This is a genomic window from Winslowiella toletana, from assembly GCF_017875465.1.
Classification (GTDB): domain Bacteria; phylum Pseudomonadota; class Gammaproteobacteria; order Enterobacterales; family Enterobacteriaceae; genus Erwinia; species Erwinia toletana.
In genome coordinates this window covers 2,049,270-2,069,144 of the sequence record NZ_JAGGMQ010000001.1, presented here as the reverse complement: position 1 = coordinate 2,069,144, position 19,875 = coordinate 2,049,270, and the positions used below count along the sequence as shown (strand labels likewise).

Annotated in this window: 18 protein-coding genes; 9 read left to right on the top strand and 9 right to left on the bottom strand. The window is 54.3% G+C overall.

Going from position 1 to position 19,875, the window contains the following annotated elements; translation table 11 throughout:
• Nucleotides 1-13 precede the first annotated feature (13 nt).
• Nucleotides 14-1,204, top strand: a complete 1,191-nt coding sequence (locus tag J2125_RS09695) for an MFS transporter (RefSeq protein WP_017799516.1) — start codon at nucleotides 14-16, stop codon at nucleotides 1,202-1,204.
• A gap of 71 nt (nucleotides 1,205-1,275) precedes the next feature.
• Here J2125_RS09695 and J2125_RS09690 read toward each other — a convergent pair whose 3' ends face one another.
• Nucleotides 1,276-2,091, bottom strand: coding sequence for a TIM barrel protein (locus J2125_RS09690; RefSeq protein ID WP_017799515.1), 816 nt, complete (start codon nucleotides 2,089-2,091; stop codon nucleotides 1,276-1,278).
• A 342-nt stretch (nucleotides 2,092-2,433) separates the two neighbouring features.
• On the opposite strand from J2125_RS09690, the gene J2125_RS09685 reads away from it, so the two are divergent.
• Both J2125_RS09685 and iolB read left to right on the top strand, forming a co-directional pair.
• Nucleotides 2,434-3,939 carry a CoA-acylating methylmalonate-semialdehyde dehydrogenase gene (locus J2125_RS09685; RefSeq protein WP_017799514.1) on the top strand — a complete coding sequence of 502 codons (1,506 nt, stop codon included), beginning with the start codon at nucleotides 2,434-2,436 and terminating at the stop codon, nucleotides 3,937-3,939.
• Between the two features lie 24 nt (nucleotides 3,940-3,963).
• On the top strand, nucleotides 3,964-4,779 hold the full coding sequence (gene iolB / locus J2125_RS09680) for a 5-deoxy-glucuronate isomerase (protein WP_017799513.1): 816 nt from the start codon (nucleotides 3,964-3,966) through the stop codon (nucleotides 4,777-4,779).
• Nucleotides 4,780-4,822: 43 nt separating this feature from the next.
• On the opposite strand, the gene J2125_RS09675 is transcribed toward iolB, so the two are convergent.
• The 3 genes from J2125_RS09675 to J2125_RS09665 form a co-directional block, all read right to left on the bottom strand.
• Nucleotides 4,823-5,020: a hypothetical protein gene (locus tag J2125_RS09675; RefSeq protein ID WP_157819413.1), complete on the bottom strand. Its 198-nt coding sequence runs from the start codon at nucleotides 5,018-5,020 to the stop codon at nucleotides 4,823-4,825.
• A 108-nt stretch (nucleotides 5,021-5,128) separates the two neighbouring features.
• Nucleotides 5,129-5,974: a MurR/RpiR family transcriptional regulator gene (locus J2125_RS09670; RefSeq protein WP_017799512.1), complete on the bottom strand. Its 846-nt coding sequence runs from the start codon at nucleotides 5,972-5,974 to the stop codon at nucleotides 5,129-5,131.
• Between the two features lie 288 nt (nucleotides 5,975-6,262).
• Complete coding sequence (locus J2125_RS09665) at nucleotides 6,263-8,182, bottom strand: bifunctional 5-dehydro-2-deoxygluconokinase/5-dehydro-2-deoxyphosphogluconate aldolase (protein ID WP_017799511.1); 1,920 nt, start codon at nucleotides 8,180-8,182, stop codon at nucleotides 6,263-6,265.
• Nucleotides 8,183-8,720: 538 nt separating this feature from the next.
• Between J2125_RS09665 and iolD the strand changes: the two genes are divergently transcribed.
• From iolD to iolE, 4 genes are read left to right on the top strand one after another with little or no spacing between them, the layout of a single operon-like run.
• The gene (gene iolD, locus J2125_RS09660; RefSeq protein ID WP_209499486.1) at nucleotides 8,721-10,661 is read left to right on the top strand and encodes a 3D-(3,5/4)-trihydroxycyclohexane-1,2-dione acylhydrolase (decyclizing); all 1,941 of its coding nucleotides are present in this window, start codon (nucleotides 8,721-8,723) and stop codon (nucleotides 10,659-10,661) included.
• Nucleotides 10,662-10,701: 40 nt separating this feature from the next.
• Entirely contained in the window at nucleotides 10,702-11,718 is a 1,017-nt protein-coding gene (iolG, locus tag J2125_RS09655; protein WP_017799509.1) for a bifunctional inositol 2-dehydrogenase/D-chiro-inositol 1-dehydrogenase, read from the top strand.
• A 16-nt stretch (nucleotides 11,719-11,734) separates the two neighbouring features.
• On the top strand, nucleotides 11,735-12,619 hold the full coding sequence (locus tag J2125_RS09650) for a sugar phosphate isomerase/epimerase family protein (RefSeq protein ID WP_017799508.1): 885 nt from the start codon (nucleotides 11,735-11,737) through the stop codon (nucleotides 12,617-12,619).
• A gap of 48 nt (nucleotides 12,620-12,667) precedes the next feature.
• Nucleotides 12,668-13,564 carry a myo-inosose-2 dehydratase gene (iolE, locus tag J2125_RS09645; RefSeq protein ID WP_017799507.1) on the top strand — a complete coding sequence of 299 codons (897 nt, stop codon included), beginning with the start codon at nucleotides 12,668-12,670 and terminating at the stop codon, nucleotides 13,562-13,564.
• Between the two features lie 121 nt (nucleotides 13,565-13,685).
• Here the strand turns inward: iolE and J2125_RS09640 are convergent, their stop codons facing one another.
• Together J2125_RS09640 and J2125_RS09635 are read right to left on the bottom strand one after the other, a co-directional pair.
• On the bottom strand, nucleotides 13,686-14,243 hold the full coding sequence (locus tag J2125_RS09640) for a DcrB family lipoprotein (RefSeq protein ID WP_017799506.1): 558 nt from the start codon (nucleotides 14,241-14,243) through the stop codon (nucleotides 13,686-13,688).
• Between the two features lie 125 nt (nucleotides 14,244-14,368).
• Nucleotides 14,369-15,034, bottom strand: coding sequence for a 7-cyano-7-deazaguanine/7-aminomethyl-7-deazaguanine transporter (locus J2125_RS09635; protein ID WP_017799505.1), 666 nt, complete (start codon nucleotides 15,032-15,034; stop codon nucleotides 14,369-14,371).
• 211 nt (nucleotides 15,035-15,245) lie between these two features.
• Here J2125_RS09635 and tusA point away from each other — a divergent pair, with 211 nt between their 5' ends.
• Nucleotides 15,246-15,491 carry a sulfurtransferase TusA gene (tusA, locus tag J2125_RS09630; protein WP_017799504.1) on the top strand — a complete coding sequence of 82 codons (246 nt, stop codon included), beginning with the start codon at nucleotides 15,246-15,248 and terminating at the stop codon, nucleotides 15,489-15,491.
• 252 nt (nucleotides 15,492-15,743) lie between these two features.
• On the opposite strand, the gene dinQ is transcribed toward tusA, so the two are convergent.
• The 3 genes from dinQ to J2125_RS09615 all read right to left on the bottom strand — a co-directional run bounded on the left by dinQ (nucleotide 15,744) and on the right by J2125_RS09615 (nucleotide 19,324).
• Nucleotides 15,744-15,827: a damage-inducible type I toxin DinQ gene (gene dinQ, locus J2125_RS09625; RefSeq protein WP_017799503.1), complete on the bottom strand. Its 84-nt coding sequence runs from the start codon at nucleotides 15,825-15,827 to the stop codon at nucleotides 15,744-15,746.
• A gap of 517 nt (nucleotides 15,828-16,344) precedes the next feature.
• Nucleotides 16,345-18,600, bottom strand: coding sequence for a zinc/cadmium/mercury/lead-transporting ATPase (locus tag J2125_RS09620; protein WP_026111488.1), 2,256 nt, complete (start codon nucleotides 18,598-18,600; stop codon nucleotides 16,345-16,347).
• A 97-nt stretch (nucleotides 18,601-18,697) separates the two neighbouring features.
• Nucleotides 18,698-19,324, bottom strand: a complete 627-nt coding sequence (locus J2125_RS09615) for a lysoplasmalogenase (protein ID WP_017799501.1) — start codon at nucleotides 19,322-19,324, stop codon at nucleotides 18,698-18,700.
• A gap of 171 nt (nucleotides 19,325-19,495) precedes the next feature.
• On the opposite strand from J2125_RS09615, the gene J2125_RS09610 reads away from it, so the two are divergent.
• Nucleotides 19,496-19,852, top strand: coding sequence for a DUF2500 domain-containing protein (locus J2125_RS09610; RefSeq protein WP_017799500.1), 357 nt, complete (start codon nucleotides 19,496-19,498; stop codon nucleotides 19,850-19,852).
• Nucleotides 19,853-19,875 lie beyond the last annotated feature (23 nt).

Here is a 19,875-nt window from a genome sequence, read left to right as displayed (position 1 = left end):
AGCCTTAAATTTCATGTCTGAGCAACCTGCAACGGAAGCTGCCCAAAGTGGATTTCGCTTAAATCTGCGCATTATCTCCACGGTTATTTTTAATTTCGCCAGTTATCTCACCATTGGCCTGCCGCTGGCGGTACTGCCTGGCTATGTCCATGATGTGATGGGTTACAGCGCGTTCTGGGCCGGACTGGTGATCAGCCTGCAATATCTCTCGACGCTGTTAAGCCGCCCGCACGCCGGTCGCTATGCCGATCTCTGGGGACCTAAGAAAGTGGTGATTGTCGGCCTGTGCGGCTGTTTTCTCAGCGGAGTGTTCTATCTGCTGGCGGCTGTGAGCGCCGGATTGCCGATGCTGAGCCTGGTGCTGTTGTGCGCCGGGCGTCTGATTCTCGGCGTCGGGCAGAGTTTTGCTGGCACCGGTTCGACATTATGGGGCGTCGGCATGGTGGGTTCGCTGCATATTGGCCGGGTGATTTCGTGGAACGGTATTTTCACCTATGGCGCGATGGCGATTGGCGCGCCGCTCGGGGTGTTGATCTATCACTTCGGCGGCCTGCTGCTGCTGGCGATAATTATTATGGCGATTATTGTTGTCGCCATTGGCTTTGCCCTGCGCCGTCCGGCGGTGAAGGCCAGTAAAGGTAAGCCGCTGCCGTTTCGCGCAGTGCTGGGCAAGATTTATGGCTATGGTCTGATCCTCGCTATGGGATCCGCCGGGTTTGGCGTAATTGCCACCTTTATAACCCTGTTTTATCAGGACAAAGGCTGGGAGGGCGCCGCCTTTGCCCTGACGATGTTCAGCGTCGCTTTTGTTGGCACTCGCCTGTTGTTCCCCAATAGCATTAATCGCTATGGCGGTTTAAAAGTAGCGATCTGCTGCTTCGCGGTCGAAGCGATTGGGCTGTTTCTGGTCTGGGGCTCCGTGACGCCGTGGATGGCGAATCTTGGCGCATTTCTTACCGGCGCAGGGTTCTCGCTGGTGTTTCCGGCGATTGGCGTGGTGGCGGTGAAGGTGGTGCCGCCGCAAAATCAGGGCAGCGCGCTGGCGGCTTATACCACATTTATGGATTTATCGCTGGGGATCACCGGACCGGTTGCTGGCCTGATTATGAGCTATGCCGGGGTGCCGAGTATCTATCTGTTGGGCGGCTTGCTGGTGTGTCTGGCGCTGGTGGTGACGCTGCGTATGCAGCTGCGGGCGACATAAATTATCGGGACGGGCGGCGCGGGAAATGATGGTCTTTTGCAGGGGCGGCGTTTTCGCCGCCCGCAATCAGATCACCCCTGTAGCAGCGCTATACTCTGGCGGATTTCGCGCTCGATATCCGCTTCGCGCCAGTTATCCAGCTCAGAAGAGAACGGCTCAAAGGCATAGACGCCTTTATAACCCAGCCGCTCCAGCCGCTGCACCTGGCTGGCGCTGTTCAGCAGATCGCCACTGCTTAACATAATGCGCTCTTCATCGGTCAGCTCAGCGGTCGGACGGCTGTCCTCGACCCCGGAAAGATGCACCAGCCCGATGGCATTGATATCGATCCCCGCTTCGAACTCCTGCTCGGCTTTTTCGTACAGATGATGATGGAAAGTATCCAGCACAATCTTAAACGGTAACTGGCTGTCACGGATCAGCGCCTGCGCCTGTACCGAAGAGCGTAATGAACTGACCGGGAAGCCCAGAGGTTCCACCAGTCCCTGAATGCCATACTGCGTAAACAGCGGCGCCAGCTGCTTCAGTGCCGCCATGGTTTCGTCGTCAGAGATCGGCGTGCCGTCGTTTAACGGACAGAGCACCAGCGCTTTGGCGCCGACTCCCTGTGCATCCTTTAACAGACCTTCCGTTTTTGCCAGCAGCTCTGCACTAATCTGATTAAACGGATAGACCGCATTGATGGTGACAATTTCCAGGCCGTATTTTGTCGCCAGGCTTTTTACTTCAGCGTGACTGAGGTTATCCGTGACTTTGCCGCTGGTCATATCGTTACGCAGTTCAACCTTGTTCAGGCCGAGTCGTTGCACCAGCTTAAAGAACGCCTCGATGGAGAGCTTTGGGGCGATTTTGCGGTTAATACAGAAACGGGTCGGATCGATGGCCATGTTGTTGCTCCTGCAGGAAAGAGGGTCAGAGGTATGGCTAATAAAAGAACATTTATTTCATAAATAGTTAAATGTGAAATTTAAATTTTTAGATCTGCTTCGCAAAAAATCCGCCAGTGACAAGGGAACCGCGCCGCTGGTAACCCCGTTTGCTGCCGGGAAATCCCCCTTGCCGAAAAAATGCGATCCACGCCGCTAAAAACGAATTTTTCAAAGGGAAATATTTGAAAAATTTATTTCAATATAATACTTTCTTAGCACGCATTCGGGTTTTGTCCGGTCAGGTAGCGTGTGAGGTCGAAGTCTGCCTGCAGGGATCCACCACATCAAAGAGGCAAGAACATGAATATCACGGGTAACTTTATTGGCGGAAAAACGTCATTCAGCGCCAGCAATGAAACGATTCCGGTCTACGATCCGGCTACCGGCAAACCGGTACGCGAGCTGACGCAAAGCACCGCCGCGGAAGTGGCAAAAACCATTGAAGTGGCGCATAACGCCTTTGATGAGTGGTCCCGCACTTCACCGCTGCGCCGCGCACGTATCATGTTTAATTTTAAAGCGCTGATGGAAGAGCACCGCGAAGAGCTGGCGGAGCTGATTGTCAGCGAGCACGGCAAAGTGTGGTCTGATGCGCTGGGTGAGCTGACCCGTGGTCTGGAAGTGGTGGAGTTTGCCTGTGGTATTCCACATCTGATTAAAGGCGAGAACTCCGCTGATGTCGGCACCGGCGTTGACAGCTACTCGCTGATGCAGCCACTGGGTGTCGTGGCGGGAATTACGCCATTTAACTTTCCGGCGATGGTGCCACTGTGGATGTTCCCGATTGCGCTGGCCTGCGGCAATACCTTTGTGCTGAAGCCACCAGCGCTGGATCCTTCCGCTTCTGTGCGTATGGCGGAACTGCTGACCGAAGCGGGCCTGCCGGATGGCGTATTTAACGTTATTCACTGTTCGAACCAGGATGCTGAGCAGCTGTACACCGATCCGCGTGTGCAGGCGGTGAGCTTTGTTGGCTCCTCTGGCGTGGCGGAACATATCTATAAAACCGCCAGCGCCCACGGCAAACGCGTACAGGCATTTGGTGCGGCGAAAAACCACGCCATCGTGATGCCGGACGCCGATCTCGATGCCACGGTCAATGCGATTATGGGCGGCGCGTTTGGCTCCGCGGGTGAGCGCTGTATGGCGCTGCCGGTGGTGGTAGCGGTGGGTGACGATACGGCTGACAAACTGATTGCCGCCCTGACGCCGCTGGTGAAAGCGCTGCGCGTCGGCCCTGGCATCCAGAAAGGCAAAGATGAAAATGAGATGGGGCCGGTGGTTTCCGCTGCGCATCAGAAAAAAGTGCTGGGTTATATCGATAAAGGTGAACAGGAAGGCGCGAAGCTGGTGGTTGATGGCCGCAATTTTGAAGTGCCGGGCTATGCTGAAGGTTACTACGTCGGCGGCACGCTGTTCGATAATGTCACTTCCGATATGGTGATCTGGCGTGAAGAGATTTTTGGCCCGGTGCTGAGCATTATGCGTGCACCGGATTATAACAGCGCGCTGCAACTGGTGAACAGCCATGAGTTTGGTAACGGCAGCGCCATCTTTACCAGCAATGGTCACACCGGCCGCGACTTTGTGCGTGAAGTGCAGGCGGGCATGGTTGGCGTTAACGTGCCGGTACCAGTGCCAATGGCGTTCCACAGCTTTGGCGGCTGGAAGCGTTCGGTGTTTGGCGCCCTCAACGTGCATGGACCGGATGGCGTGCGTTTCTACACCCGCATGAAAACCGCCACTGTGCGCTGGCCGAGCGGCCAGCAGACGGTTTCTGAATTCAGCATGCCAACGCTGGGATAAATTATCCACTACAGGAGAAGCAGGATGTCTTTGCTTGCCAAATATCAACAACCGGATGCCAGTGGTCGCATCCAGCATGTTACGCCGGAAAGCGCCGGATGGCGCTATGTGGGCTTTGATGCTTATCAGTTGAAAAAAGGTCAAACCCTGAGTCTGGAAAGTGGCGATAAAGAGCTGTGTCTGGTGCTGGTCGCCGGACTGGCATCGGTTAAAACCCTGCATGCCGAGTTTCCCGGCATCGGCAAGCGTATGTCGCCGTTTGAGCGCACGCCGCCGTACTCGGTCTATGTACCGCACCACGATAAAGTGGAAGTCTATGCCGATTCCGATCTGGAGCTGGCGGTCTGTAATGCGCCGGGTGGCGGCAAACTGCCTGCGCGCCTGATTGCTCCTGGTGATGTCGGGGTGGAGCAGCGCGGCAAGGGCCACAATAAGCGCCTGGTGCATAATATTCTGCCGGACGATAAACCGGCTGATAGTCTGCTGGTGGTGGAAGTCTATACCAATGAGGGTGATACCAGCTCTTATCCAAGCCACAAGCACGATCAGGAAAACTCAGAGAACGAGACCTATCTCGAAGAGACTTACTACCATCGCTTTAACCCGGAGCAGGGTTTCGCCATGCAGCGTGTTTATACCGATGACCGCTCGCTGGATGAGTGTATGGCGGCTTATAACCGTGATGTGGTCACCGTACCGCGCGGTTATCATCCGGTGGCCACTATCGCCGGTTATGATAACTACTATCTGAACGTGATGGCCGGGCCGGTGCGCCTGTGGAAATTTAGCTGGGAGAAGGATCATGCCTGGGTAAATAGTGACGACTATCCGCGTAAATAAATAGTGTATAAACAATAAGGGAGCCATCAGTGGCTCCCTTTTTTTAACCCGCGAAAGGCGATTGCTGGCGGCCACCTAAAGCACAAGCCATTCGTTGCCACCATTGCCAGTTATGGAAGCGCATACAGTTGTAGTAACAATCGGAGCGTTGCCGGTAGCAGGCAAATGCCGGGGCGCATATTCCCATCGTGATAACCGTAAAAGCAGCCACCATGCAGAGTGGCTTAATGGAACGTTTCATTTTACGTTTCCTCCTGAAACGGATGATTAGGGTTCAGACTTCCTTTTCTGTTGTACGCCCCGCGCACAGAGAGTCAAAATAGCAACTGAAAGAAACTGTTTCTTTACGTTATTTTGTGTTTTCTGCGTTATTTAGCGCCAGTGATACCGCGAGGGTCTGCGCCAGACACAATGATGCGACCTGTGAACGGAAGCCATCAACCTGCGCTTCACGCACCACAAAGCAGACGTCGCTAAAGGCGGCCAGCGGGCTGACCTGGCTGTCAGTGATGGCAATCAGATGCGCGCCGCGCCTGGCGCCCAGCTCCACCAGCTCGACCGCTTCACGGGCATAAGGTGAGTAGCTGATCGCAATCACCACGTCTTTGGGATTGACCATGCTTAACTGCTCGGTAAACATGCCGCCGAGGCCATCAATCAGAAAAGCACGACGCTCCAGATGGCGCAGCGCATAGGTGAGATAGGAGGCGACGCTAAACGAGCGGCGCAGACCGATAACATAGATATTTTCCGCTTCACCCAGCATTTGCACTGCTTTGTCCAGCTGCTCCGGGTTAGTCTGCATCGCCAGCTGCTGCAATGCTTGTGAGTTCACCATGGTAAATACATTCAGGATCTCCGCCGGATTTTCCGGAGCGGAGGCGCTTTCATCGGTGGCGGTCTGACGGAACAGGCGCGCACGTTCGGTGTAGTTCACCGTCTCTTCCATCAGATGCTGACGGAAAACCTGTTTCATTTCGTTAAAACCGCTAAAGCCAAAGGCATTAGAGAAACGAATCAGAGTTGAAGGCGGTACATCGGCCTGCTGGGCAATCGACGCGACGGTATCGAACGCGATGCTGTTGCTGTTATCCAGAATATAGCGAGCCACCTGCTTCAGGCGCTTGCTGAGCGTATCGTAGCGACGGCGAATGTCGTCCTGTAACAAGGAAAGTTGGGTCGGGTTATTAGTCATTACTTCGGCTCACTAAAAAATAATTGGCGTTTTGCTGAGCGATATTCTATCAGATGGATGGAAAATTTCACTTGATGGCGGATATTGCCGACTTTATTTCATCGCAATATGAATCACCTCACATAAAGTGGACCGAAATCTTATCAGGAAGGGGGGGCGAGCCTTTGAAACGGAAGCCGATAACGGCTCCCCTACAATAATGTAGGGGCGGCGTTATCGCCGCCCGTGTTGCGGATTTGTCCCGGCCAGGATGGCGGCGTTATCGCCGCCGGTGTTGAAAGCGAATACTTATTTCGCCGGACGCGCTTCGCGCCAGTAGCCAATCAGCTTCAGATAATTACTTTTCACCTGATCGATGAGCGCCCGATCGTCGAGCTCGCCCTGCAACCACTGGCGCGACGGCTGACCGAAAATGGTACGCCCGACGGCAAAGCCTTTCACCCATGGCGCCTGAGCCGCGGCGGCAAAACCGGCTTTCAGTTTCTCTTCCGGCGCATCCAGTCCCAGCAGCAGGATCCCGCGACAGTGCGGGTCATTCTGCTCGATCAGCTGACCAATCGACTGCCAGCTGGCCAGTGACAGCGGCGGCAGTTTCCACCAGTCGGGCTGAATCCCCAGGCCGTAGAAGTGCGTCAGCATCTGATGGTAGTAAGACTCCTGATGATCAGGATTGCTTTCCGGCAGAATCACCTCCAGCAGCAGCTCATGACCGGATTTGTTACAGCCGCGCCAGACATCGAGGATCAGTTCATCCTGCTGCTGACGCATTTCGGCGCTGTCATGCGGATGGTAGAACACCAGGCATTTCACCACATGTTCCTGCGGCCAGTCGATCAGCTGTGAGCCAATATTGCCATGTTCCAGACGTAGCGGACGTGAACTCGGCAGTTCAATCGGCCGGCCAATCCACCAGCCTTTACCAGTGATGGCGTTCAGCGCTTTCTGACCATAAGTGGTATCGGCGAGGATGCCGCTGCGGTTTTCCAGACCGGCTTCCGCCGCCGCTTCCTGCGCGCCTTTTAACAGCAGCGTTTTCAGCACCGGAATGCGCGCTTCATCTACCCCGGCTTCGCGCGCCATATCGGCCAGCTGCTTGCGGTGGTCAAAGGCGAAGACATTCAGTTCCTGCCACTGCTGCTTACGCGTGGTGACGCGATGCAGATGGTTGAGGCGCGCATCCAGATCCGGCCGTTTAACATCGTTATCACGGGCGAGGAAGTCATCCAGCTCCTCTTTGGTCGGCATCGCCGGCGCACAGCCGTGGCGCGATACCACCAGCGCGCCGCAGGCATTGGCGTAGCGACACGCCTGCTCCCAGCCTTCATCATTTAACCAGCCGCGCAGCAGGCCGGACATAAAGGCATCGCCCGCCCCCAGTACATTCAGCACGTCAACGCGCACGCCGCTTTGCAGCCGGGTCGCTTCCCAGCTGTCCGGGATTGCGCCTTCAAACACCACACAACCCAGCGGCCCGCGTTTACAGACCAGCGTCGCGCCGGTAGCCTGACGCACATTTTTTAGCGCGGTCAGCGTATCGGTGCTGCCACCGGCAATATGAAACTCTTCTTCGGTACCGACCACCAGATCGAAGTAGTGCAGCACTTCCTGCAACTGTCGGGTGACGTGCCCGGACTCGATAAAGCGGGTTTCACCATCACCAAGTGAAGTCAGCCCCCACAATACCGGACGATAATCGATATCCAGCGCGGTGCGCAGGCCATGGCGACGGGCGATATCCAGCGCTTTCAGCACCGCCGCGCGGGTATCCGGATGAGAAAGATGGGTGCCGGTGACCGCTACTGCACGCGAGGAGGCAATATACTCTTCATGGATATCCTCCGGGATCAGACCCATATCGGCGCAGTTTTCACGGTAGAAGATCAGCGGAAAGGTATCTTCATCCTTAATACCCAGAATCACCATGCCGGTCAGACGCGACTCGTCGGTAATCAGAGATTGCGTATCGACACCCACACGTTGCAGCTCTTCACGCAGGAAGCGACCGTTATGCTCATCACCTACACGCGCCAGCATGGCGGATTTCAGCCCCTGAATCGCGGTGCCATAAGCCACGTTACCGGACGAGCCGCCAAGATATTTCGAAAATGTATTGGTATCTTCCAGCCGCGCACCGATTTGCTGGCCATAAAAGTCAACGGCGATGCGTCCGATACAAATCACATCAAGCCGCTTCTGTTGTGTAGTCATACCTGTGATTTCCTTCTGTGATAAGCAGACTCTGCCAGGCTTCTCCGGGTAAAGCCGATCGAACCGATTTAACATGTCTGGCAGTATGAGGAATAAAAATTCCAAATTCAATATGAAATGAAATCTTCACCCCAAAATTGTGAGATAGATAAAACTCTGGCGATCTGCTGCCTTTGGTGAGGGTTTTATCACTGACGCGAGGCGCGGCAAAAGCTGTGAGCGCTGTCGCAACTCGCGACTGGTCGTGCAGCGAAGCTATTGAAGTGAAATGAAATTTCCTTTTGCAGAGCAAGGGTGGCCGAATGTTTCAGTTCAGGGTGGTGACAGCGCCGGGTAAACCCCCGTAAACGGCAGAATTTGATCTCTCTCGCAAAATGAAATGTTTTTTCTGTAATTGTGTTTAGTGGAAAAAATATTTGTTTATAATCGCCTCACGTTTCACTTATCAGTTGTCGCCTGTTCGTTAACGTCAGCGACGGCCTTAAATACGCACTGCGGCATGTCTGTTTCAGGCGACCCTTACGTAAAGGATGAGCACATGGGCAAGATTAGATTAACCACGGCACAGGCGCTGGTCAGATTTCTCGATAATCAGTATCTGTCTGTCGACGGAACAGAAACCAAGTTTGTAAAAGGGATCTTTGCCATCTTCGGCCACGGCAATGTGCTTGGCCTTGGGCAGGCTCTGGAGCAGGATCGCGGCGATCTGGTGGTGCTGCAGGGGCGCAACGAACAGGGCATGGCGCATGCGGCGATTGGCTACGCCAAACAGAAGTTGCGCCGCGAAATTATCGCCTGTAGCTCCTCCGTCGGCCCTGGCGCGGCCAATATGATTACCGCCGCCGGTACCGCCACCGCTAACCGCATCCCGCTACTGCTGCTGCCAGGCGATGTGTTTGCCACCCGTCAGCCCGATCCGGTGTTGCAGCAGATTGAGCAGAGTCACGACCTCAGCATCAGCACCAACGATGCGTTCCGCGCGGTCAGTAAATACTGGGACCGTATTAACCGTCCTGAACAGCTGATGACCGCCTGTATTAATGCGATGCGCGTGCTGACGGATCCGGCGGAAACCGGTGCGGTGACGCTGTCGCTGCCGCAGGATGTGCAGGGTGAAGCCTGGGATTTCCCGGAGTATTTCTTCCAGAAACGCGTGCATCGTCTGGATCGCCGTCTGCCGACCGCTGCGCAGCTGGATGACGCGCTGAAGCTGCTGGCGGGTAAACGTAAACCGCTGATCGTCTGCGGGGGCGGGGTGAAGTACTCCGAAGCTGGAGAAGCACTGCGCCAGTTCGCCGAACGGCACCAGATTCCGTTTGCCGAAACCCAGGCCGGTAAAGGCACTATCGTCTCCGATCATCCGCTTAATATTGGCGGCGTCGGTGAAACCGGCTGTCTGGCGGCGAACCTGCTGGCGAAAGAGGCCGATCTGGTGATTGGCGTCGGCACCCGTTACACCGACTTTACCACCGCTTCCAAATGGATCTTCCAGAATCCGGATGTCAGTTTCCTGAATATCAACGTCAGCAGCTTCGACAGCTACAAGCTGGATGGCGTGCAGCTGGTGGCCGATGCGCGCGAGGCGCTGACCGCGCTGGACAGCCGTCTGGCCGAACAGGGTTTCAGCAGCGGCTGGGGTGAGCAGATTGAGCAGGCGCAGAGTAAGTTGCTGAAAGAGACGCAGCGCGTCTATCAGGTGGCCTACAGCGGCGCTGATTTTATTCCGGAGATTGCCGACCATATCGATCGCGAAGCGCTGTTTGCCGAATTTAATCGTCTGACCAGCTCCTTCCTGACGCAGAGCAGCGTGCTCGGCACGCTTAACGAGCAGCTCCCAAAGAATTCAGTGATTGTCGCCGCCGCAGGCAGCCTGCCCGGTGATTTGCAGCGTGTCTGGCGCACCAGGGATTACAACAGCTATCACGTGGAGTATGGCTACTCCTGTATGGGTTATGAGGTCAGCGCATCACTGGGCGTCAAGCTGGCTGAGCCTCATCGTGAGGTCTATACGCTGGTGGGTGACGGCTCATTTATGATGCTGCATTCCGAGCTGGTGACCTCAATCCAGGAAGGCGCCAAGATCAACGTGGTGCTGTTCGACAATATGACTAACGGCTGTATTAACAATCTGCAGATGGAACACGGGATGGACAGCTTTACCACCGAGTTCCGCTTCCGTAATGCCGAAGGCGGCAAACTGGACGGTGGCTTTGTGCCGGTTGATTTCGCCGCGATTGCCGCAGGTTACGGCTGTAAAACCTATCGCGTAACGACGCTGTCGCAGCTGAAAGAGGCATTAGAAGATGCCCGTAAGCAGACGGTTTCAACGCTGATTGATATCAAAGTGCTGCCGAAAACCATGGTGCACAAATACTTCAGCTGGTGGCATGTCGGCGGTGCGCGGGTTTCCACCTCTGAACGCGTTGATGCCGTCGCCAGAATGCTGGATGAACATCTCGATCAGGCGCGCAAATACTAATTATTACTGATTCTCAACCCTACAAAATTCTGGAGATATCATGACGCTACGTTTAGGTGTTATCGGTACTGGCGCTATCGGTCAGGAACACATTCGCCGCTGCAGCAAAGTCCTGCAGGGGGCCAAGGTGGTGGCGGTATCGGATATCAATGTTGATGGCGCTAAAGCCGCCCTTAACCGTCTGGGTCTGGAGGCTGAAGTCTATGCCGATGGCCATGAAGTGGTGAAATCCAGCGATGTTGATGCCGTGCTGGTCACTTCCTGGGATCCGACCCATGAAGAGTTCACGCTGGCGGCGATTGCCGCCGGTAAACCGGTGTTCTGTGAAAAGCCGCTGGCGATGACCGCAGAAGGCTGTCGTCGTATCGTTGATGCCGAAATTAAGTTCGGTAAACGTCTGGTGCAGGTTGGCTTTATGCGCCCGTACGATGCGGGTTATGTGGCGCTGAAGAAAGTGATCACGGATGGCGAAATTGGTGAGCCGCTGATGCTGCACTGCGCGCACCGCAACCCAACCGTACCGGAAAACTATGTCACCGATATGGCGATCACCAACACGCTGATCCACGAACTGGATGTGCTGCGCTGGCTGACTGAAGATGATTACAAAACCGTGCAGGTAGTCTTCCCACGCACCACCTCTAAATCACATGCCAGACTGAAAGATCCGCAAATTGTGCTGTTTGAAACCCGGAAGGGCATTCGTATCGATGTGGAAATCTTCGTTAACTGTGCATACGGCTACGATATTCAGTGCGAAGTCGTGGGTGAAGAGGGGATTGCTAAACTGCCGGAACCTCAGTCAGTGCTGCTGCGTAAAGAAGCCAGGCTGTCGGAAACCATTCTGACCGACTGGAAAGATCGCTTTATCGATGCGTACGACGTTGAGTTGCAGGCGTTTATTAACGATGCCACGGCCGGTCAGTTACAGGGGCCGTCAGCATGGGATGGTTATGCCGCATCAGTGGCCGCCGATGCCTGTATTAAAGCGCAGAACAGCGGCGCCATTGAGCCGGTTGAACTGCCCGCACGCCCGGCGTTCTACAATAAGTCATAAATCCACGGAGAGACTGATGAAAATCGCTTTTGATGTTGATGTCATTAAAGATTTGGGCATCACCAAAATGGTTCACCAGGTCGCGGACTGGGGCTACAAATATATTGAACAGTCGCCCCATCCGCAGATAAACCCGTTCTATAAGCATCCGCGAGCCAGCCGCGAGATTGTGACGGAGTACAAAAGCGCGCTGAAGGCGACGGGGGTGGAGATCTCTTCATTTATCGTGGTGTATCGCTGGTCGGGTCCGGATGAGGCGCGTCGTCAGGCGGCGGTCAGAAACTGGAAGCGGATGATTGAGATTGCGGTTGAGATGGGTGTATCGGTGATTAACACCGAACTGTCCGGAACGCCAAACGAGCCGGAAATCTGTGAAGAGATGTTCTATCGCTCAATGGAAGAGTTGCTGCCGATTATCGAACGTGAAGGCATCCGCGTCGAAATTCAGTCACATCCGTGGGATTTCTGCGAAGAGAGCAACGAAACCGCCGATCTGGTGAAGTCATTTCGCAGTGAAAATGTGAAATACCTGTACAGCGTGCCGCATACCTTCTTCTACGACAAAGGGAAGGGCGATGTGAAGACCATGCTGGAGTACGCTGGTGAGGATCTGTCGCACGTGCTGATTGCCGATACCATGAACCACACCAAACATTGTCGCTATATCGTCAATCCACCGGGCGTGGATGCCACCATTCACCAGCATGTGGGGGTGGGTGAAGGGGAAGTCGATTTCCCGACACTGTTCAGGACGCTGCGTGAGATGAATTTTGCCAACCGTCATTACAAAGTTGGCGGCGAATCGATCATTGCATCTTCGCTGTTTGGTTATCCGGAAAAAATGAAATTTCAGGCAGTGGAAACGCGCGAACTGATTGAGCGCGAATTGCTGAGTAAATAAAACCGTATCCGTAGGGGCGGCGTTCTCGCCGCCCGTGGAGAGATTGCGATGAATAAAGATAATGTAAAGCTGGCAATCGCGCCGATTGGCTGGACCAACGACGATATGCCTGATTTAGGTAAAGAGAATACTTTCCAGCAAATCGTCAGTGAAATGGCGCTGGCCGGTTTTACCGGCAGTGAAGTGGGCAGCAAATATCCGCGCGATCCGGCGGTACTGAAGCCGATGCTGGATATTCGTGGTCTGCAGATCTGTAACGCCTGGTTCAGTACTTTCTTCGCCCAGGGCGACAAAGCTAAAACCATCGATGAATTTACCAATCATATGAATTTCCTGCATGCGATGGGCGCCAGAGTGATTGGCTGTTCCGAGCAGAGCAAGAGTATTCAGGGCACCACGCTGGCGGTGCTGGAAGAGAAGCCTTATTTCAGCGATGAAGAGTGGCGTCTGACAGCGGAAGGCTATAACGAACTGGCAAAAATCGCCGCCGCGAAAGGAATGCAGGTTTGTCTGCATCATCATATGGGCACCGGCATCCAGACCACGGAAGAAGTGGATCGCTTTATGGCGCTGACCAATAACGATGTGTTCCTGCTGTACGATACCGGCCACGCTTACTACTCCGAAGGCTCGCAGGAGAAGATGCTGGCGCTGCTGACGAAGTATCTGCCACGGATCAATCATGTGCATTTAAAAGATGTGCGCGATGAGATTGTGGCGCAGGTGCGTCGTGAGAAGCTGTCATTCCTTGATGGAGTAAAAAAAGGCACCTTTACCGTCCCGGGTGACGGGGTGATCGATTTCAAACCGGTGTTTAAAATCCTCGACGATTACGGCTATAAAGGCTGGATGGTGGTGGAAGCAGAGCAGGATCCGGCGCTGGCAAACCCGTTTGAGTATGCGGTGAAAGCCCGCAGATATATTCGTGAGACGGCAGGTTTGTAACCAGCGGGCGGGAGCCGAAAACGGCTCCCCTAAATAATCCGTAGGGGCGGCGTTCTCGCCGCCCGTGCCAATGATTTGTACGATACGCTATGGCAGCGTTCTCACCGCCTGTTAACCCGCGCTATTTCAGCGTAATGGCTTTAATAATATTTTCCGCTTCAGTCTGCGCCTGCTGCTGGTTATCCGCTGGCAGGGTAATTTGCAGGGTCAGCAGTTTGCCGTCCACTTTGCTCAGGATCACCGAAGACCATGATGACTGGTGGTTCGCCGAGATCACCGTATCCAGCTGTTGCGCCGGCTGGCCTTTCAGCTCGATGGATTTATTGGTCACCACCTGCAACTGTGGATCGCGGTTACGCTGCTGCGCTTCCAGACGTTTTGACAGCACATCCAGCCCTTCAGTGGTCGTATCACCGTCGATAACGATAATCGCTTTCTGACCCGATTCATCCGCATAAACATGCATATTGTTAGCCTGAGTGCCCAGCTTGCCGCTTTTATCGGACATGCCTGCTGGCAGAGTAAAGCTCAGTTTGCCATCCATCAGATTAACGGTCTGTGCCGACTGGCTGCTGCTGACGCCATTATCATCCGCTGCCGCTTTATCATCTTTACCGTCACAGGCGGCCAGGCCCATTACCAGTAAACCGATTCCTACATATTTCGCCATGTTACGCATCAGGATCCCTTTATTAATTCGCGTACTAAGTTTCAGCTCAGGGTACATACAAACTAAATCAGTCAGTAAAAGCAACCTGCTTACTGTCACAGAATATGCTGTTAATGGCTACCGCGGCAGCAGTGTTATCCGAAATTCAGTTCAGCTTTATTACTGCGTTCCGCCAGACGTTTCAGCGCGGCGTTCAGCAATACGCCATAAGCAGGCAGGAAGAAGATCATGCAGATCAGCACCTTGAAGCTGTAATCCACCAGCGCGATCTCCATCCAGTTCTGCGCCATAAACGGATCGGTGCTTTTGTAGAAGGCAATAAAGAAGAAGGCGAGGGTATCGCTGATATTGCCAAGGAACATCGCTGCTGCCGGTGCAATCCACCAGCGGGCGTTGCGGCGCAGGCGGTTGAACACATGCACATCAAGGATTTGCCCTAAAGCATAGGCCATAAAGCTGGCGCAGGCGATGCGGGCGACAAACAGATTTACCTCGCGCAGCGCCGCGAAGCCCTGCCACTCGCCCTGATAACAGAGGGACGAAAGTGCATAGGAAATAAACAGCGCCGGAACCATCACCAGCAGAATAATACGACGCGCCAGCGGAGCACCAAAAATGCGAACTGTCAGATCGGTGGCAAGGAAGATAAACGGAAAGCTAAACGCGCCCCAGGTAGTATGCAAACCCAATACCGAGATTGGCAGTTGTACCAGATAGTTACTGGAAGTGATCACCAGCAGGTGGAATAGTGACAGCCAGACCAGCGCATAAGTGCGCTGACGCGGGGTAAAAGAGATCATCAATGTAGCCTTTTTTAGCGATGGGGTGAGGGAACCCAATAGTGTTAATTGTAAGCATTAGCTTGCAACGGGCCGGAATCTTACCGATTTCATCTTCTATTGCAATGGTTAATTTTAACGCAAACGTTAACGTCGCGCATCTGACTTGCACCGCAGGCACTCAAGGGTAGAATAAGCGGCAATCTTATCAATATGCGGTAATCAGAGTGTTATGAGCGATATCTTCGCCAACCCGGATCAAACTTTAGATGCCCTGGGCCTGCGCTGCCCGGAGCCGGTGATGATGGTGCGCAAAGCCGTGCGCGTGATGCAGGAAGGGGAAACCTTGCTGATTATTGCCGATGACCCGGCCACCACCCGCGATATTCCCGGTTTTTGCCGTTTTATGGAACATACTCTGCTGGCGCAGTCAGTGGAGACCACGCCATATAAGTATCTGCTGAAGAAAGGGTTGTGACCCGGTACGAACTTTGCAAATGATTTGATATTTATACCCATTATACTTCAAGTTGCAGATGAGCGGGCTTGCCGCCTTCCTGCAACTCGAATTATTTAGGGTATTGATTAATTTAATATTATTTTTATATGAAATCATTTTTCCTGACTGATGACGCGTTAGATTTTCGTCTAATGCTGGCATTCGGTCACCCTGACAATATATTAAAGGTTGGGGAGTAGTTGCTCCCCAACCTTAGCTACGTTTCCATTATCAGCCCAGCAACTGAAGCAGATTACGGATCAGTTCCAGTAGCGCGATTAACGCTCCGAGAACAATGATTGCTTTATCAATCACCCGTTTTCTCCTTAAAACGGAGTGAGATGATTCCCGCTTGCTCATACGATGCCTGTCACGGAATATATCTCATTGTTAGATGATGACGTTCTCACTCCCGCCAGAGCGCCAGATAACGGCACCACCCGTACAGCTGGCCAGGTCTTAAAAAACGTATTAGCGTATTGCCAGAGTGAAAGCGTCCCAGAGCTAACCAGATGATTATACTGGCCGTCGCATAAATTTCCAGCAGCCGCTTGCGAAATTTTCTTTAAAATAATAATATTGAAACGTTAGATGATGACGTTCTCATTCGGCCAGTGTAAATCTGTCTGAGTAACGTGTAAAAAAACCGACTTCACCAGTCGGTTTTTTTACGGCTAAGATTTTATAAACAATTGCATTAACAGGCAGTAATAACTTATTTCTTAAATATAATTATTAATGCCTACAGTTAAATCTATATTTAATAAGAATGGATGATTTTTTCTCTTTTAATATTAGCGTCGCCCTGTTGACGTCTCCTGCTTCAAAGTATTCATTTCTTCTGCAATAATCGCAATGCATTAGCGGTAACCAGCGCCGTCGCGCCCGAATCAGCCAGCACCGCCAGCCACAATCCGGTGATCCCTGACAGCGTGGTCAGCAGAAATACCGCCTTCAGCCCCAGCGCGATGGCGATATTCTGCCGGATATTGGCATGGGTGGCGCGCGACAAGCGGATCATTGCCGCGAGGCCTGTCAGATGATTGTGCGTCAGCGCGGCGTCGGCGGTTTCCAGCGCGACGTCGCTGCCGCTGCCCATCGCAATGCCAATGGTTGCCGCTTTCATCGCTGGCGCATCATTAATACCGTCACCCACCATCGCTACCGGCTGCTGCTGATTCAGTTCCACCACCGCCTGTACTTTATCGGCCGGTAACAGGCTGGCGCGATAATCGATGCCCAGCTCAGCGGCAATCGCCGCCGCCGCCCGTGGGTTGTCGCCGGTCAGCATGATACTGGTAATCCCCAGCGCTGTTAGCTGATCAAGCGCCTGCCTGGCATCGTCACGCACACGGTCGCGCAGCGCAATCAGACCAATTGGCAGCTGATCTTCCAGCAGCACGACGGTGGTTTTTCCAGCGGACTGCAGTGCGGCAATCTGCGCCTGCTGTGCATCTGTCAGCTGCGTCAGTCTGGCTGGCGCAGTGATCAACAACTGGCGTCCGTTGACCGTGGCTTCGACGCCGCTGCCCGCCAGTGTACGCTGATCGCTGGCAAACGGGATCGGCTGATTCAGCGCGCTGGCATGGGCGACAATCGCGCGCGCCAGTGGGTGCGATGATCCGCTTTCAACCGCCGCCGCTTTTAACAGCAGGGCCGACGGATCGGCGTTATCCAGCACCACCACATCGGTGATCACCGGTTTGCCTTCCGTCAGCGTGCCGGTTTTATCAAAGGCGACAGTACGCACCGCGCCGAGACTTTCCAGCGCCGCGCCGCCTTTAATCAGCGCACCGCGACGGGTGGCGGCCGCCAGTGCGGAGGTAATTGCCGCCGGGGTCGAGATCACCAGCGCGCACGGGCAACCAATCAGCAGCAGCGTCAGCCCCTTGTAGATCCAGGGTTGCCACGCTGCGGCAAACAACAGCGGTGGGATCAGCGTTACCAGCAGTGCCAGCGCCATAATCGCTGGCGTGTAATAGCGGCTGAAACGATCGAGAAAGCGCTCAATCGGCGCACGGCGCTGTTCGGCCTGCTCAATCAGATGCAGAATGCGATCAATGGCGCTTTCACCACTGCGTGACACCACTTCCATCCGCACCTGACGATCAACACTGGTGCAGCCTGCGGCCACTTTTTCACCCTGCTGGCGTTCAGCCGGTACTGACTCACCGGTGAGGGCGCTTTCGTCAAAGCTGGCAAAGGCGTCGAGCAGTAAAGCATCGGCCGGTAAGCGAGCGCCCGCCGCCACTTCAATGATATCGCCAGGGCGCAGGCTGTCGACCGCGACGGTTTGACGCTGGTCGCCGCGCAGGCGCACCGCGTTGTCTGGCTTCAGCGCCATCAGTGCGGTCACACCGCGTCGGGCGCGACTGGCGGCAAAGGATTCCAGCCGTTCGCCGAGTAAAAACAGCAGCAACACCATGGCGGCTTCGGCGGTAGCGCCGATAAACAGCGCACCGATGGCGGCAATACTCATCAGGGTTTCAATGGCAAATGGCGTTCCGCTGCGCATCAGCTGCAGCGCTTTTTTGCCGACCGGCCAGATTCCGGCCAGCGTGGTGGCGATAAACGCCAGTTGACCGCTGGTTTCATCAATACCGCTGAGGATCCAGCTGGCCAGCATCAGCAGGCTAAGCAAAATAATGGCGCGATTTTCCTGCCAGAAACTGGCCTGCGGCGCGTCGGTTTTGGCACTTTTCAGCTTAAAACCGGCCTTGTTAACCGCCTGTTCGACACTCTTAGTGATATCGCTGCCCGCATTGACCACTAGTTTTTCGGTGGCGTAGATCACCCGGGCGTGGCTGACTCCCTTAAGACGGTTAACTGCAGTTTCGATTTTGCGTGCGCAGCTCGGGCAGTCCATGCCGCTGATAAGCCAGCTAAATTGTTCGCCGGCAACGGGCCTGTCGCCCTCATCGTCGGGGTCATCGCCTGATGCGCAGGCAGCGTCCTGACAACAGGCGCCTTCAACCGGCGCGGCGGAAATAGCGGTGATTTTCTGCATAACCGGGCGTGCCGGGGTGTTGCAGGCAGGTTTTTTCGCCGCGTGGCGTTGGCCACAGCCGCAGGAAGAGTGTTGGTGCATAAAACCTCCCAAAGAGTCAGACGGCGGACGATACTGTCCGCCTGTACTGACATCCTACACTCTGGAGTCAACTCCAGAGTCAAGTCTCTGTTGCCGGTCAGAGGTAGAGGGAACGCACAATCAGGAAGTGACCAAGAAAGTAGCTGGCGGCGACAATGGCGCGATCAGCATTGAAACGGCGGCGGTAGTGACTGAGAAACCAGACAATATTCGCCAGCAGCAGGAACAGGGTGCCTGCCAGCAGCGAGAAGCTGTAGTCGGTTGGGCTAAAGTAATATTGCTCTGCCGTCAGCCATACCATCACCAGCGTCATGCCAATAAAGGTGCAAATCGGCCAGCGCAACTCTTCCAGGCGCGTCCAGATGGCGGCGATTAGCAGCGCGCCGACAATCACCAGCGTCAGCGGAATCGGCCAGAAGAAGGCCAGCGTCATGTGTCCGGCAAAACTGATGGTATACAGCAGGTGCGAAAGGAAAAACGCCCCGATGGCATACAGCATGCGTTGTTGCGGCAGCAGCGTCAGCGCATCACCGATCAGTGTCGCCAGCAGCCCGAATAAGATCAGGTATTCGGCGCTGCTCAGTACCGGCGCCTGCCATGCCCAGGCCAGCAACAGCAGCAGCGTCACCGGCTTAAATACCCAGCGTTGCCACTGCGGACCACGATAAGATGCATCAACATACAACCAGCCCGAAAACAGCACGGCTAAAAAGGACCAAAGCATAATTTTTTCCTTTTTGTGGGGACTTATGTCCGTAAAACCTGAATATTATTTTCCCGTAGTATCGATCTCAGTCTAGATTACGCGCTCTGCATGTGACAATGGTAGCAATCTGGTTGTATGCTTTTGCCCGGCTAAAATTTATCAACTGAGAACCTGAAGCACGGGAGAAACATGAGCAAGCCACCGCTAATCTTTTTCATCGTCCTGGCGATTATCGCCATTCTTGCCACCCGCCAGTTTATTAAGCAGCGGCGCGAAGTGGCGGTGAATGACGCCTCTCCGCTGCGTGCTATCCCGGTGGAAGTGAAAGCTAAACGTGAGTTTCCGGCATCCAGTCGCCGTTCGCGTCAGCGTGAAGTGATCCCGGTTGAAGATATGCGCTATGAAGCCTGGTTCCATCCGTTAAATGGCGCCGGTGATTTTAAGCTGGTGCTGAATGCCGAGGATTATCATCAGATTGATAAGGGCGTGCAGGGTAAATTGCAGGTCAAAGGCTCGCGTTTTGTCAGCTTTGTGCCAACGCCGTAATGCGGGCGGCGAGAACGCCATCA